The organism is Pseudomonas putida, from assembly GCA_041879295.1.
Taxonomy (GTDB): domain Bacteria; phylum Pseudomonadota; class Gammaproteobacteria; order Pseudomonadales; family Pseudomonadaceae; genus Aquipseudomonas; species Aquipseudomonas putida_Y.
In genome coordinates this window covers 5,469,451-5,483,471 of record CP047152.1, presented here as the reverse complement: position 1 = coordinate 5,483,471, position 14,021 = coordinate 5,469,451, and the positions used below count along the sequence as shown (strand labels likewise).

The 14,021-nt window shown below is 63.5% G+C and carries 16 protein-coding genes; 8 read left to right on the top strand and 8 right to left on the bottom strand.

The window, feature by feature from the left end; all coding sequences use genetic code 11:
• Positions 1–65: 65 nt before the first annotated feature.
• From rsmD to GST84_24935, 3 genes are read right to left on the bottom strand one after another with little or no spacing between them, the layout of a single operon-like run.
• Positions 66–668, bottom strand: a complete 603-nt coding sequence (rsmD, locus tag GST84_24945) for a 16S rRNA (guanine(966)-N(2))-methyltransferase RsmD (protein XGB15417.1) — start codon at positions 666–668, stop codon at positions 66–68.
• Positions 668–2,158: an insulinase family protein gene (locus GST84_24940; GenBank protein ID XGB15416.1), complete on the bottom strand. Its 1,491-nt coding sequence runs from the start codon at positions 2,156–2,158 to the stop codon at positions 668–670. The genes rsmD and GST84_24940 overlap by 1 nt, the downstream gene beginning before the upstream one ends.
• Complete coding sequence (locus tag GST84_24935) at positions 2,151–3,506, bottom strand: insulinase family protein (GenBank protein XGB15415.1); 1,356 nt, start codon at positions 3,504–3,506, stop codon at positions 2,151–2,153. Before GST84_24935 ends, GST84_24940 begins: the two co-directional genes overlap by 8 nt.
• A gap of 231 nt (positions 3,507–3,737) precedes the next feature.
• On the opposite strand from GST84_24935, the gene ftsY reads away from it, so the two are divergent.
• The 4 genes from ftsY (at position 3,738) to rpoH (ending at position 7,893) form a co-directional block, all read left to right on the top strand.
• Entirely contained in the window at positions 3,738–5,231 is a 1,494-nt protein-coding gene (gene ftsY / locus GST84_24930) for a signal recognition particle-docking protein FtsY (GenBank protein XGB15414.1), read from the top strand.
• A 2-nt stretch (positions 5,232–5,233) separates the two neighbouring features.
• Complete coding sequence (gene ftsE, locus GST84_24925; protein ID XGB15413.1) at positions 5,234–5,905, top strand: cell division ATP-binding protein FtsE; 672 nt, start codon at positions 5,234–5,236, stop codon at positions 5,903–5,905.
• A complete protein-coding gene (locus GST84_24920) occupies positions 5,902–6,927 on the top strand; it encodes a cell division protein FtsX (GenBank protein ID XGB15412.1) in 1,026 nt (341 codons plus the stop codon). Before ftsE ends, GST84_24920 begins: the two co-directional genes overlap by 4 nt.
• Positions 6,928–7,038: 111 nt before the next feature.
• Positions 7,039–7,893 (top strand): RNA polymerase sigma factor RpoH, encoded by an 855-nt coding sequence (gene rpoH / locus GST84_24915; GenBank protein XGB15411.1) that lies wholly within the window; start codon positions 7,039–7,041, stop codon positions 7,891–7,893.
• 328 nt (positions 7,894–8,221) lie between these two features.
• Here the strand turns inward: rpoH and mtgA are convergent, their stop codons facing one another.
• Positions 8,222–8,935: a monofunctional biosynthetic peptidoglycan transglycosylase gene (gene mtgA / locus GST84_24910; GenBank protein XGB15410.1), complete on the bottom strand. Its 714-nt coding sequence runs from the start codon at positions 8,933–8,935 to the stop codon at positions 8,222–8,224.
• Between the two features lie 64 nt (positions 8,936–8,999).
• Here mtgA and GST84_24905 point away from each other — a divergent pair, with 64 nt between their 5' ends.
• From GST84_24905 to trmB, 4 genes are all read left to right on the top strand, one after another.
• Positions 9,000–9,371, top strand: a complete 372-nt coding sequence (locus GST84_24905) for a DUF423 domain-containing protein (protein XGB15409.1) — start codon at positions 9,000–9,002, stop codon at positions 9,369–9,371.
• A gap of 102 nt (positions 9,372–9,473) precedes the next feature.
• Positions 9,474–9,674 carry a sulfur carrier protein ThiS gene (thiS, locus tag GST84_24900; protein ID XGB15408.1) on the top strand — a complete coding sequence of 67 codons (201 nt, stop codon included), beginning with the start codon at positions 9,474–9,476 and terminating at the stop codon, positions 9,672–9,674.
• A 54-nt stretch (positions 9,675–9,728) separates the two neighbouring features.
• Positions 9,729–10,541: a thiazole synthase gene (locus tag GST84_24895; protein ID XGB15407.1), complete on the top strand. Its 813-nt coding sequence runs from the start codon at positions 9,729–9,731 to the stop codon at positions 10,539–10,541.
• A 9-nt stretch (positions 10,542–10,550) separates the two neighbouring features.
• Complete coding sequence (trmB, locus tag GST84_24890; protein XGB15406.1) at positions 10,551–11,273, top strand: tRNA (guanosine(46)-N7)-methyltransferase TrmB; 723 nt, start codon at positions 10,551–10,553, stop codon at positions 11,271–11,273.
• Positions 11,274–11,480: 207 nt separating this feature from the next.
• Here trmB and GST84_24885 read toward each other — a convergent pair whose 3' ends face one another.
• From GST84_24885 to GST84_24870, 4 genes are read right to left on the bottom strand one after another with little or no spacing between them, the layout of a single operon-like run.
• Positions 11,481–11,807 carry a DUF3392 family protein gene (locus GST84_24885; protein XGB15405.1) on the bottom strand — a complete coding sequence of 109 codons (327 nt, stop codon included), beginning with the start codon at positions 11,805–11,807 and terminating at the stop codon, positions 11,481–11,483.
• Positions 11,808–11,816: 9 nt separating this feature from the next.
• Positions 11,817–12,992, bottom strand: coding sequence for a radical SAM family heme chaperone HemW (gene hemW / locus GST84_24880; protein ID XGB15404.1), 1,176 nt, complete (start codon positions 12,990–12,992; stop codon positions 11,817–11,819).
• Positions 12,989–13,585: an RdgB/HAM1 family non-canonical purine NTP pyrophosphatase gene (gene rdgB / locus GST84_24875; GenBank protein ID XGB15403.1), complete on the bottom strand. Its 597-nt coding sequence runs from the start codon at positions 13,583–13,585 to the stop codon at positions 12,989–12,991. The genes hemW and rdgB overlap by 4 nt, the downstream gene beginning before the upstream one ends.
• Positions 13,582–14,016 carry a DUF4426 domain-containing protein gene (locus GST84_24870; protein XGB15402.1) on the bottom strand — a complete coding sequence of 145 codons (435 nt, stop codon included), beginning with the start codon at positions 14,014–14,016 and terminating at the stop codon, positions 13,582–13,584. Before GST84_24870 ends, rdgB begins: the two co-directional genes overlap by 4 nt.
• Positions 14,017–14,021 lie beyond the last annotated feature (5 nt).

Genomic DNA, 14,021 nt, shown 5'->3' with positions numbered 1-14,021 from the left:
AAGGTGCAGCTTCAACCATGGCGCAGGTGGGATGCGGTAACTAAGTACATCCAACCCGCGGGTAATCAGCCCCGCTGCCAGAGTGCGTAGTGCACCTGGCCGGTCTTCTTCTCGCGGTGCAGGCGCCAGTTGCCTGGCAACTGCAAGGTCGAGGGTGCCGCTTCGCTTTCGGTGTAGACCCATGCCTGCTCGCCCAGCCACTGATTCTGCTCCAGCAAGTTGCAGGTGTTGGCCAGCAGGTCCTGGTGGAACGGCGGGTCGAGGAACACGACATCGAACTGCTGCTTGGCCGGGCCGTGCAGGTAGCGCAGGGCGTCGGTCTGCAGAATTTGCCCGCGGGGACAGCGCAGGATTTCGAGGTTGTTCTTCAGGTTGGCGATGGCCGCAGGGTTGCTATCCAGCGCCACGGCGTCCTCGGCCCCACGGGACAGGGCTTCGAGCACCAGAGCGCCACTGCCGGTAAAGGCGTCCAGCACGCGGGCACCCTCGATGTAGGGGGCCAGCCAGTTGAATACGGTTTCCCGCACGCGATCAGGCGTTGGCCGCAGGCCTTCGCCTTCCGGCACCGCCAGGCGGCGGCTGCGCCACTCGCCGGCGATGATGCGCAGGTGGCCCTGGCCCTTGCTTTTGCCCGCTTGCGGGCGGGCGGGAGGGGTGGATCTTGGCATTAGTGCTCCGGTACCCCGAGCGGTTGCTCGGAGGGCTTGTCAGTGGGTGCTGGCAGCGGTTTTTGTGGCACTTTCGGGCCAACGGTGACGATCACCAGTTTATCGGCTGACAGGTGTTTGTTCATGGCTGCCTTGACCTGTTCGACGGTGAGGGCCTGGGACTGTTGCATGAAGTCCTCCAGCCAGGTCAGCGGCAAGTTGTAGAAGCCGATCGCGCCCAGTTGGCCGACGATGCTGGCATTACTGGCATTGGACAGCGGGAAGCTACCGGCCAGCTCACGCTTGGCATCGTCCAGCTCCTGTTGGGTCGGGCCCGTCTTCAGGTAGTCGGCGAGAATGTCTTGCACCAGTTTGAGCGTGCCCTCGCTGAGCTCGGCACGGGTTTGCAGGTTGATCATGAATGGGCCGCGCACCTGCATCGGGCTGAATGCCGAGTAAACGCCGTAGGTCAGCCCGCGCTTCTCCCGCACCTCGCTCATCAGCCGGGTACCGAAGGAACCACCGCCAAGGATCTGGTTGCCCAGCGACAGGGCTGGCCAGTCCGGATCCTGGCGGTCGATCCCCAGTTCGGCCAGCATCAGGTGGGTCTGTTTGGACGGGAAGTCGATGTGGGTCAAGCCAGCCTTGGCGTCTTTTGGTTGGGCCGGTGCGGCCAGCGCCGGGCCCCTGGGCAGGCCGGCAGATACCTGGGCGGCGATGGCTTCGGCTTCTGCACGGCTGAGGTCGCCGACCAGGGCGATTACCGCATTGCCGCCGGTATAGGCCTTTGCGTGGAACGCGCGTAGTTGTGCCAGGCTTATGCCCGCGATGCTCTCTGCGGTGCCGTCGCTTGGGTGGGCGTAGGGGTGGTCGCCATAGAGGTTGCCGAAAAGGGCCTTGCCGGCGATCTTGCCCGGGTTCTGCTTCTCATATTCGAAGCCTGCCAGCATCTGGTTCTTGATGCGCTTGAGGGCATCTTCGGGGAATGTCGGCTTGCCCGCTACCTCTGTAAACAGCTTGAGGGCCGGTTCGCGCTTGTCCTTGGCACTGAGGCTGCGCAGTGATGCCACGGCCATATCGCGGTAGGAACCGTTGCCAAAGTCTGCACCCAGGCCTTCGAAGCCCTCGGCGATGGCGGTGACGTCCTTGCCGGCCACGCCCTCGTTGAGCATGGCGTTGGTCAGAGCGGCCAGGCCTGGCGTGCCGCCATCCTGGCTGCTGCCGGCGGCGAAGGTGACACGCAGGTCGAACATGGGCAGTTCGCGGGCCTCGACGAACAGCACCCGGGCACCCTCGGCGGTGTTCCAGTGCTGGATGTTCAACTGACGCCGGCTGGGTGCCTTGCCATTCAGTTCGGCCAGCGATTGCAAGGTGTTGGCCGGGCGGGCTGCGCTGCTGTCGGCCTTGGCAGCGTTATCGGCCATGGCCGGAGCGGCCAGCACAGCCGCCAGCGCCAGGGCACGAATGCCCGTGGCCAGCAGGGTTGGGCGTGGTGCGCGGCGATCACTCATGAGCGGACTCCTCAGGCAGTACATGGGCAACGCTCAGGCGTTCGCGGGTGAAGTAGGTGCGCGCGGCGTTCTGGATGTCCTGCGGGGTGACGCGCTTGAGCTCGTCCAGTTCGCTGTCGATCAGCTTCCAGGACAGGCCGACGGTCTCCAGCTGGCCGATGGTGGTGGCCTGGCTGCTGATGGAGTCGCGGTCGTAGACCAGGCCGGCGATGACCTGGGCGCGTACGCGCTCCAGCTCTTCGGCGCTGGGTGGCGTGCTCTTGAGTTCGTCAAGCAACTGCCAGATGCCTTTCTCGACGTCGGCGAGGGTTTTCTGCTTCTGCACATTCGGCGTCGCCGAGATCAGGAACAGGCTGTCGCCGCGGGTGAAAGCGTTGTAGCTGGACGAAGCGCCGGCGACCAGTTCCTGGCCACGCTCCAGGCGTGCCGGCATGCGGGCGCTGTAGCCGCCGTCGAGCAGTGCCGAGATCAGGCGCAGTGCATGCACCGTACGTGGGTCCTTGGCGGTGGGCAGGCCGGGCACGTTGAAACCGTAGATCAGGCTTGGCAGCTGGGTTCGTACGTGCAGGGTCAACTGGCGCCAACCTGGTTCGGCCAGCTCCAAGGGCAGCTTGGCTGGGGGTACGGCGCGTTTGGGAATGTTGCCGAAATACTTCTGCGCCAGGCCCTTGACCTCGTCGGCGGTGACATCACCGACCACCACCAGGGTGGCGTTGTTGGGGGCGTACCAGGACTCGTACCAATGGCGAAGCTCCTCGACCTTCATGCGCTCCAGGTCTGCCATCCAGCCAATGGTCGGCGTGTGGTAGCCGCTGGCCGGGTAGGCCATGGCGCGGAACAGCTCGAATGCCTTGGCATTGGGCTGGTCGTCGGTGCGCAGGCGGCGTTCTTCCTTGATGACCTCGATTTCGCGGCTGAACTCGTCGGCAGGCAGGCGCAGGCTGGCAAGGCGGTCGGCCTCCAGTTCCAGGGCTACCGGCAGGCGGTCGCGGGCCAGCACTTGGTAATAGGCGGTGTAGTCGTCGCTGGTGAAGGCGTTTTCATCGGCGCCGAGGTCACGCAGAATGCGCGAAGCCTCGCCGGGGCCGACCTTGGCGCTGCCCTTGAACATCATGTGTTCCAGTGCATGGGACAACCCGGTCTGGCCCGGGGTCTCGTAGCTCGAGCCGACCTTGTACCAGATCTGCGAGACCACCACCGGGGCGCGATGGTCTTCGCGGACCACGACCTTAAGGCCATTGTCGAGGATGAATTCGTGGGTGGGTTGCACATCGGCGGCAAATGCCGCGAGCGGCATGCAGAGCGTGCCGAGCAACAGGCCAGCGGCGCGGCGGGCTAGAGCATTCATACGGTGTTTAACCTGTTCGGCGGCCCGCTGGGTTTAGCGTCGGCGGGCCAGGAGGTGCTAGGATACTGATCCGGTTGCCTGGCGACCATGCCTGTCGCCGTTCTGGCCCACAGGACACTAAGACAAAACGTTGCGCATGAACCAGCCGGCTTCAAGATAGTCTGTTCTGCGTAGAGAGAATTCCTGATTGGCCCTCGCTGGCCCATCGCTACCCTGAGATAGCCGTCTTCCATGTTTGGTTCCAACGACGACAAAAAAGCGCCGGCCGAGGCTGGTGAGAAGAAAGGCCTGTTCAGCTGGTTTCGCAAGAAGCCGCAGCCACCTGCGGGAGCGGGCGTGCCCGCGAATGAACCCCCCGCTGCCGAGCAGTCTGCAGCCGCGCCGGTCGAGGGCTCAACCGCCGAAGTGCCACAGGCCCCCGAACCCGTTCAGGCCCCTGCGGCTCCACAGCTGGCTGAGCCGCAGCCGGTCGCCGCACCCGCCCGGCCCCCGGTAGTCGAGGCCCCCGTCCCTGAACCGGTTGCGTCCCAGCCGTTGCAGGCCCCTGAGCCCGAGCCGGTCGCGTCCCGGCCGCTGGTGGCGCCTGCACCGCAGCCGGTCGCGTCCATGCCCTTGCAGGCGGCCCCTGTCGAGTCTGCCCCTGTCGAGGCCGCAGCGCCGGTCAGCAACCTGGTGCTGCCGGTTGCCGAAGAGCCCGTCGCCCTGGTGCCGGACCTGGAGCCGAAAGCGCCGCCCGCCATCCCGGAACGCGCGGTACCAGTTCCCGCTGCCCCTGTTGCGGCTCCCGCCGAACAGGCCAAGCCCGGCTTCTTCGCGCGCCTCAAGCAAGGCCTGTCCAAGACCAGTGCCAGCATCGGCGAGGGCATGGCCAGCCTGTTCCTCGGCAAGAAGGTCATCGATGACGACCTGCTCGACGAAATCGAAACGCGCCTGCTGACAGCCGACGTGGGTGTGGAGGCTACCTCGGCCATTGTCCAGAACCTGACCCAGAAGGTCGCGCGCAAGCAGTTGGCCGATGCCGATGCCCTGTACAAATCGTTGCAGGAAGAACTGGCTGCGCTGCTGCGCCCGGTCGAGCAGCCGCTGAACGTACAAGCCCAGAACAAACCCTATGTGATCCTTGTGGTTGGCGTGAACGGCGCCGGCAAGACCACCACCATCGGCAAGCTGGCGAAGAAGCTGCAACTGGAAGGCAAGAAGGTAATGCTGGCTGCCGGTGATACCTTCCGTGCAGCGGCGGTCGAGCAGTTGCAGGTGTGGGGCGAGCGTAACCAGATTCCGGTGATAGCCCAGCACACGGGCGCCGACTCTGCCTCGGTAATCTTCGATGCCGTGCAGGCCGCCAAGGCCCGTGGCGTTGACGTGCTGATCGCCGACACTGCCGGCCGCCTGCACACCAAAGATAACCTGATGGAAGAGCTGAAGAAGGTCCGCCGGGTTATCGGCAAGCTCGACGTTGAGGCACCGCACGAGGTGCTGCTGGTGCTTGATGCCGGCACCGGCCAGAACGCCATCAGTCAGGCCAAGTACTTCAACCAGAGCGTCGAGCTGACCGGCCTGGCCCTGACCAAGCTGGACGGCACTGCCAAGGGCGGGGTGATCTTCGCCCTGGCCAAGCAGTTCAACATCCCGATCCGTTTCATCGGCGTCGGTGAAGGCATCGACGACCTGCGTACCTTCGAAGCCGAGCCGTTCGTCAAGGCTCTGTTCGCCGAGCGAGATTGACCATGATCCGATTCGAGCAGGTTGCCAAGCGCTATCCCAATGGTCATGTGGGTTTGCATGAGCTGAGTTTCCGGGCGCGCCGGGGCGAATTCCTGTTCGTCACCGGCCACTCGGGCGCTGGCAAGAGCACCCTGCTGCGCCTGTTGCTGGCCATGGAGCGCCCGACCAGCGGCAAGCTGATGCTGGCAGGGCAGGACCTGGGCCAGATCAGCAATGCGCAAATCCCGTTCCTGCGCCGGCAAATCGGCGTGGTGTTCCAGAACCACCAGCTGTTGTTCGACCGCACCGTGTTCAACAACATTGCCTTGCCGCTGCAGATTCTCGGCCTGTCCAAGGTCGAGATCGCCAAGCGCGTGGACTCGGCCCTGGAACGTGTGTCGCTGTCCGACAAAGGCGAGCTGTTCCCGGCCGACCTGTCCACCGGGCAGCAGCAGCGGGTCGGTATCGCCCGAGCCATCGTTCACCAGCCGGCTCTGCTGCTGGCCGACGAGCCCACCGGTAACCTCGACCCGCGTCTGGCTGCAGAGATCATGGGCGTGTTCGAGGACATCAACCGCCTGGGCACGACGGTATTGATCGCCAGCCACGACCTGGCACTGATCGCGCGCATGCGCCACCGCATGCTGACGTTGCAACGCGGCCGCTTGATCGGCGATGGGGAGGCCGGGCAATGAACACTACACGTACTCCGAAGGTTTCCGAGCGGGTCGCACCGAAACCGGCCGATCCGCAACCTGCGAAGAAAAAACGCGGGGAAGACGATGATGGCCCGGACTTCCGCACCCTGCTGCATGCCTGGCTGGAAAGCCACCGTGCCAGCCTGGCCGACAGCCTGCGCCGCCTGGGCAAGCAACCGATTGGCAGTTTCTTCACCTGCCTGGTGATGGCAGTGGCGCTGAGCATGCCGATGGGCCTGTCCTTGTTGCTGAAGAACGTCGAGCAGCTTGGCGGTTCGTGGCAGCGCGCTGCGCAGATTTCGCTGTACCTCAAGCTTGATGCTGGCAGCCGTGATGGCGAAGCGCTGCGCGACGAGATCAAGGGCATGCCTGGCGTGGCGGACGCCCAGTATGTCAGCCGCGAGCAGGCGCTGGAGGAGTTCCAGCAGCAGTCCGGGCTGGGCGAGGCCCTGCGCGAACTGCCAGACAACCCACTGCCGGGTGTGGTGGTTGTAACTCCGACCGAGGTCGACAAGCCAGCCCTGGAAGCCTTGCGTCAGCGCCTGTCGGAGCTGCCGCGGGTGGACGTGGCGCAACTGGACCTGGTTTGGGTCGAGCGGCTGGCAGCCATCCTCAAGTTGGGTGACCGCTTCGTCTTCGGTCTGGCCGTGATGCTGATTTCTGCCCTGCTGTTAGTAATCGGTAACACAATTCGTCTACACATTGAAAACCGTCGTATCGAGATCGAAGTGATCAAGCTGGTCGGCGGCACCGACGCCTACGTGCGCCGGCCTTTCCTGTACATGGGCGCCCTGTATGGCCTGGGCGCAGGCCTGCTGGCGTGGGGCATCCTGGCGTTTGGCCTGAACTGGCTGAACGAGGCGGTGGTAGGGCTTTCCGGGCTGTATGGCAGTGACTTCGCCCTGGGCGGCGTTCCGGCTTCCGATGGTCTGTCGCTCTTGATCGGAGCAGTGTTGTTGGGGTATATCGGTGCATGGATTGCAGTCGCCCGCCACTTGAACGAGCTGGCGCCGCGATAGTTTTTACGTGTCAGCATTGACATTTTCTTCACTGCGGAACTTGTACCGTCGTTCCAGGTCAATGTTGGCAGCGCCCACAAGGTGCGAGTTTTGTAAGTCGGAGGTTCTTGAATGACCACATCGTTGCAACCTGCCTATGCCCTGGTACCCGGTGCAAACCTGGAAGCCTATGTGCACACGGTCAACAGCATTCCGCTGCTGACGGTCGAGCAGGAGCGTGATCTGGGCGAGCGTCTCTATTATGAGCAGGATGTCGAGGCCGCTCGTCAGATGGTGATGGCCCACCTGCGTTTCGTTGTACATATCGCCCGTAGCTATGCCGGCTACGGGTTGGCTCAGGCTGACCTGATCCAGGAAGGCAACGTCGGCCTGATGAAAGCCGTCAAACGCTTCAACCCGGAAATGGGCGTGCGCCTGGTGTCGTTCGCGGTGCACTGGATCAAGGCTGAGATCCACGAGTTCATTCTGCGCAACTGGCGTATCGTGAAGGTGGCTACCACCAAGGCTCAGCGCAAACTGTTCTTCAACCTGCGTAGCCAGAAGAAACGCCTGGCGTGGCTGAACAACGACGAAGTGCATCGCGTGGCGGAAAGCCTTGGCGTCGAGCCGCGCGAAGTGCGCGAGATGGAAAGCCGCCTCAGCGGCCAGGACATGGCCTTCGACCCGGCAGCGGAAGCGGACGACGACAGCGCATTCCAGTCGCCTGCGCATTACCTGGAAGACCACCGTTACGATCCGGCGGTGCAGCTGGAGGATGCCGACTGGAGTGACAACTCCACCAGCAACCTGCACGAAGCGCTGCAAGGTTTGGACGAGCGTAGCCGCGATATTCTCTATCAGCGTTGGCTGGCGGAAGAGAAGGCCACGTTGCACGAACTGGCAGACAAGTACAGCGTATCGGCTGAGCGTATTCGCCAGCTGGAGAAGAATGCGATGAACAAGGTCAAGGCGTTGATCGCTGCCTGATCGAGTCTTGGTTGTAAAGAAAAGCCGCTGGCCCTGATGGGGTGAGCGGCTTTTTTTGTGCTCGGCGTGAGGGGTGTGGCGCCTGTGAGGTCGAGCGCCGCCCGCGCGGCGCATCGCGAGCTGCGCTCGCTCCTACGTTTGTTTCAGGCCGGTAACGCCTGTGACAGGCGCGCGCGACCGCCTTGTTTGTTCAACGCGAATGGGGGCATGCGCCAAGGCGACCGCGCGCAGATCCCATAGGAATGATTGGCCCGAAACAAACGTAGGAGCGAGCGCAGCTCGCGATGCGCCGCGCGGGCGGCGCTCGATTTGCGCATCACCGCAAAACTCAAAGCTTGTTGCGCGACGTGTCGAGCTGCATCAGGTAGCTGGGCCCGCCCAACTGGCTCATCTGCCGGCGAATCCAGCTGGCCCGGCTGGCCACATACGCACTCGGCCGGCTGGCGCTCCACTTGATCGGACTAGGCAGCACCGCAGCCAGCTGCGCCGCCTGCTGGCGGCTGAGCCGGCTGGCGTCGACACCGAAGTGATAACGCGCCGCCGCCTGGGCGCCAAACACGCCCTTGCCCCACTCGGCGCTGTTCAAATAGACCTCGAGAATCCGTTCCTTCGACCAGAACAACTCAATCAGCGCGGTGAACCAGGCCTCCAACCCCTTGCGAAACCAGCTGCGGCCTGACCACAGAAACAGGTTCTTGGCCACTTGTTGGGTCAGGGTGCTGGCGCCGCGAATGTTGCCGCCGCGCTCGTTGTGGGCCAGCGCCGCCTGAATGGCCGGGATGTCGAAGCCCCAGTGGCTGGCGAACTTCTGGTCCTCGCCAGCAATGACTGCGACCTTGAGCTGATCGGAGATGTTCTCCCATGGCTCCCAGTCGCGCTGCAGGTCGATCGGTTCACCACTCACCCAAGACTGTACCTTGCGCTCGACCATCAGCGCCGTGCCGGGCGGTGGGACCCAGCGGAACACCAGCACCAGTACGATGCTGCAGGCAACGAACCAGAGCAGGGCACGGGAAAGGCGACGGATAAGCGTTGACAGCATGTCGATGGCTTGGCCCTAAGGGTGGAAGGGGCCATTATACAGACCCGATACAAGGAGTCGTCCCATGCTTCGCAGCTTCCTGATGCTTGCCGCCTTTTTTGGCTTTACCGGGGTCGCCCTGGGCGCCTTTGCCGCTCATGGCCTGAAAAACCGGCTGACGGCTGACTACCTGGCAATCTTCCATACCGGCGTGACTTACCAACTGGTCCATGCCTTGGCGATCTTCGGCGTTGCGGTGCTCTCGGCGCACCTGCCCGGGCGCCTGGTGGGGTGGGCCGGCGGCCTGTTTGCGTTGGGCATCGTGCTGTTCTCCGGCAGCCTGTACCTGCTGACCCTCAGCGGCATCGGCAAGCTTGGCATCATCACCCCGATTGGTGGCTTGTGCTTCCTCGGCGGCTGGTTGTGCCTGGGCCTGGCAGCCTGGCGGCTGGGCTGACCGAGTGGTCCACAATCACGACTAATGGCGCGCACCGCCCTTGGGTTGCAGGGCGGTTCGGCGCTAGAATGCTGGCCCCAAAGAACAATGGTGGCCGTGCGCATGCGCATTAAATTGAACGGTGAACCTTACGAACTGCCTGCCGGCGAAAGCGTTGCAGCCCTGCTGGCGCGCCTGGAACTGACCGGGCGCCGTGTTGCAGTGGAACTGAATCTGGATATCGTGCCGCGCAGCCAGCACGACAGCACGCTGCTGAATGACGGCGACCAGGTCGAAGTGGTCCACGCCATCGGTGGCGGCTGACAGCAGCCCGGCGGTTCACAAGCAAGCCCTGCAACCTTTTCCCGAGGAACAACGATGAGCAACGTTCGTAGCGACAAGCCCTTCACCCTGGCCGGGCGTACTTTCCAGTCGCGCCTGCTGGTCGGTACCGGCAAGTACCGTGACATGGAAGAAACCCGCCTGGCCACCGAGGCCTCGGGTGCCGAAATCGTCACTGTCGCTGTGCGCCGCACCAACCTTGGACAGAACGCGGGCGAGCCGAACCTGCTCGATGTACTGTCGCCCGACAAGTACACCATCCTGCCGAACACTGCAGGCTGCTTTGATGCGGTGGAAGCGGTACGCACTTGCCGTCTGGCCCGCGAACTGCTCGATGGGCGTAAATCGCACGAGTCCCGCACGCTGGTGAAGCTGGAAGTGCTGGCCGACCAGAAAACCCTGTTCCCTAACGTGATCGAAACCCTCAAGGCTGCCGAAGTGCTGGTCAAGGAAGGTTTCGATGTAATGGTCTACACCAGCGACGACCCGATCATCGCCCGTCAGCTGGCCGAAGTCGGCTGCATCGCGGTCATGCCGCTGGCAGGCCTGATTGGCACCGGCCTGGGTATTTGCAACCCCTACAACCTGCAGATCATCCTGGAAGAATCCAAGGTGCCGGTGCTGGTCGATGCTGGCGTGGGTACCGCATCCGACGCCACCATCGCCATGGAAATGGGCTGTGAGGCAGTGCTGATGAACTCGGCCATTGCCCATGCCCAGCAGCCGGTGCTGATGGCCGAGGCCATGAAACACGCCATTGTTGCGGGTCGCATGGCCTATCTGGCCGGTCGTATGCCGAAGAAACTCTATGCCAGCGCCTCTTCGCCGCTGGATGGTCTGATCAAGTAAGAGCAACTGATGACTGAATCGCACGATACGCCGATCACCCCCGACGGCGACGCCCGCCCACACCGCCGCATCAAGAGCTTCGTGATGCGTGCCGGGCGCATGACCGAAGGCCAGCAACGCGGCCTGGACCAAGGCGGCCCGCTGTACATCCTGCCACTGGCTGACAGCCCGGTTGACTACGACCAGGTGTTCGGCCGTTCGGCCCCGCGCACCTTGGAGATTGGCTTCGGCATGGGCCATTCCCTGCTGGAAATGGCGGCTGCCGCACCTGAGCAGGACTTCATCGGTGTGGAAGTGCACCGCCCGGGTGTTGGCGCGCTGCTCAATGGCGTGCTGACCCAGGGGCTGAAAAACCTGCGGGTGTATGACTGCGATGCCATCGAGGTGCTGAACCGTTGCGTGGCGGATAACAGCCTCGATCGGTTGATGCTGTTCTTCCCAGACCCTTGGCACAAGGCGCGTCACCACAAGCGCCGCATCGTCCAGCTGGAGTTCGCCGAGCTGGTACGTCGCAAGCTCAAGCCTGGTGGTGTGTTCCACATGGCCACCGACTGGGAGCCGTATGCCGAGTACATGCTGGAAGTGATGAGCGCAGCTCCTGGCTATCGCAACCGTGCGGCAGACGGCACTTATGTGCCGCGCCCCGAAGAGCGCCCGATCACCAAGTTCGAACGCCGCGGTGAGCGGCTGGGCCATGGGGTGTGGGACTTGAAGTTCGAGAAGGTGGATTGAGCGGCTGATACGGCTTCTCGATGTGCCGATGCTTGCAGGAATGCAGGCGAAAAAACCGCCTTGAGAAGGGCGGTTTTTTCTTTGTAGGAGCGGGTTTACCCGCGAATACGGTAGTGGCGGCAACGGTGAACGGCGGGTGGAGATTGGCCAGCACGGCCGGCCCTTTCGCGGGTGAACCCGCTCCTACAAGGGCCCGGGGCCATTGGCTCAGCCTCGGCGATCCGCCACCACGCCAATCAATACCAGCACCACCAGCAACACAGGCGCCAACGCATAGTTGTTGAACTGGCTCAGCCCCTTCACCACCCACGGCGTGGCATAGATCAGCGCGGCACCGCTGCCGATCATTACCATCAGCGCCATGAACGGCACGCGCAGGGCGCCGGCCAAGCCCCCCAGGCGTTGCTCTGCCCAGGCTTTGACATCGGTGCCGAACAGCACCAGCAGGCAGCCTACCAAGGCCAGTGAAATCTCCGACAGGTTGCTGCGGCTCCAGCGGGAAACCGTCGCGAGCAGATCAAGTACCAGATCCATGGGTCATCCTTAGGTCAAGAAATACTGCAGCAGGTCATTGAGGAACAACTGGCCCCTCGGCGTGGCTACCAGTCGATCCGGTTCGACCTGCAAAAGGCCCTTTTGTTCGGCGGCACGGCGTGCCTCATGCAGCTGCGCCAGTGGCAAGCCGGTGCGTTGGGTGAACAGTTCGGCTTCCACGCCATCGGTCAGGCGCAGGGCGTTCATCAGGAACTCGAACGGCAGTTCATCGACTGGCAGCAGCTTCTCGCCGGCCTTGAACGGCTTGGCCAGGTTCAGGTAATCCTTGGGCAGGCGGGTCTTCCAGGTACGCAGGATGCGCCCGTCGGCAAAGGTGAGCTTGCCGTGGGCGCCGGCGCCGATACCGATGAAGTCGCCGAAGCGCCAGTAATTGAGGTTGTGCCGGGCGGCGCGGTCTGCCTGGGCGTAGGCTGATACCTCGTACTGGCGGTAGCCGTGCGCGGCCATCAGCGCTTGGCCGGCTTCCTGAATATCCCAGAGGATATCGTCTTCGGGTAGCTCTGGCGGCTGGTTCCAGAACACCGTGTTCGGTTCCACGGTGAGCTGATACCACGACAGGTGTGTCGGGCCCAGGTCGATGGCCTGGCGCAGGTCAGCCAGCGCGTCGTCCTGCGACTGGTCGGGCAGGCCGTGCATCAGGTCCATGTTGAAATTGTCGAAACCGGCCGCGCGCGCCATGCCAGCGGCCCGAACCGCTTCGTCGCCATTGTGGATGCGCCCTAGTGCTTCCAGCTTGGCTGGCTGGAAGCTCTGCACACCGATCGACAGGCGGTTGATGCCGGTCTGCCGGTAGGCCTTGAACTTGTCCTGCTCGAAGGTGCCCGGGTTGGCTTCCAGGGTAATCTCGATGTCTGGCGCGAACGTAATACGTTGCTCTACGCCGCGCAGCAGCCGGCCGAGGGCCTTGGCACTGAACAGGCTTGGCGTACCGCCACCGAAGAAGATCGAGCTGAGCGGGCGGCCTTGTACGGCAGACAGCTCCTGGTCGAGGTCGTCGAGCAGGGCTGTGACATAGGCATCTTCCGGTAGCTCAGGCCCGGCAGCGTGGGAGTTGAAGTCGCAATAAGGGCATTTGCGTACGCACCACGGGATGTGGATGTACAGCGCCAGCGGCGGCAGGCTGGTAAAGCCCGCCGCGCCGGGGGGCGACAGCATTTCGATCATGCCAGGCCCAGACGTTGGCGCAGCAGGGCCATGGCACGGGCGCGGTGGCTGAGCTGGTTCTTGTCTGCCGGGGCCAGGTCGGCGCTGGAGCAGTTGCGCTCCGGTACCCAGAACAGCGGGTCGTAGCCAAAGCCCTGCTCACCGCTGGCCTCGAACAGGATGCGCCCTTGCCACAGGCCTTCGCACAGGATCGGCAATGGGTCGTCGGCGTGACGCACCAGTGCCAGAACGCAGACGAACTGTGCACTGCGCTCACCTTCAGGCACGTCTTTCAAGGCTTCGAGCAGCTTGGCGTTGTTTGCCGCGTCACCCTGGCCATCGGCATAACGTGCCGAGTAGATGCCCGGCGCGCCGCCGAGGAAATCCACCGCCAGACCGGAGTCATCGGCCAGGGCCGGCAGGCCGGAAATGCGGGCGGCGTTGCGCGCCTTGAGGATGGCGTTCTCGACGAACGACAGGCCGGTTTCTTCCGGCTCTACCTGGCTGAACTCACCAATCGAGCGCAGTTGCACGGATTGGCCGAGCATGGCCTGGAGTTCCTTGAGTTTGCCGGCGTTGTGGCTGGCCAATACGAGTTGCTGGAAATTCATCATTCGCCTGGGAACACTTCCTGGTTGAAGCGGAGAGAGTTGCTGATGCCGCCGGTTTCGATGTTCAGGTCGAAGGTGACGGTTTCTGGCTGGTCGATCTTGAACTGGGCGATGTAGTACACCGCACCCTGTTCGGTAATCTGCTTGAACGACAGCGGGCTGCTGCGCCCGGTCAGGTCCTTGATCGTGCCGCTGACCACCGCTGTGGCCGGTTTGCTGGCCTTGAGTACGGTAATGTTGAGCACGCCCTGGTTCTTGCTGCGAACCAGGCCGGTGGCCGCTGCCACCTCGGGCGTGAGCATGCTCGACGTGAATGCGCTGTAGTGCACCGTCACGTCGCCAAATACCTCCTTGCGCTCAGGGCGTGCGGCATCGGCAGCCAATACTGGCAGGGCTAGGCACAGGCTGATCAGGAACAGGGCTAGGCGGCGCATGGGGC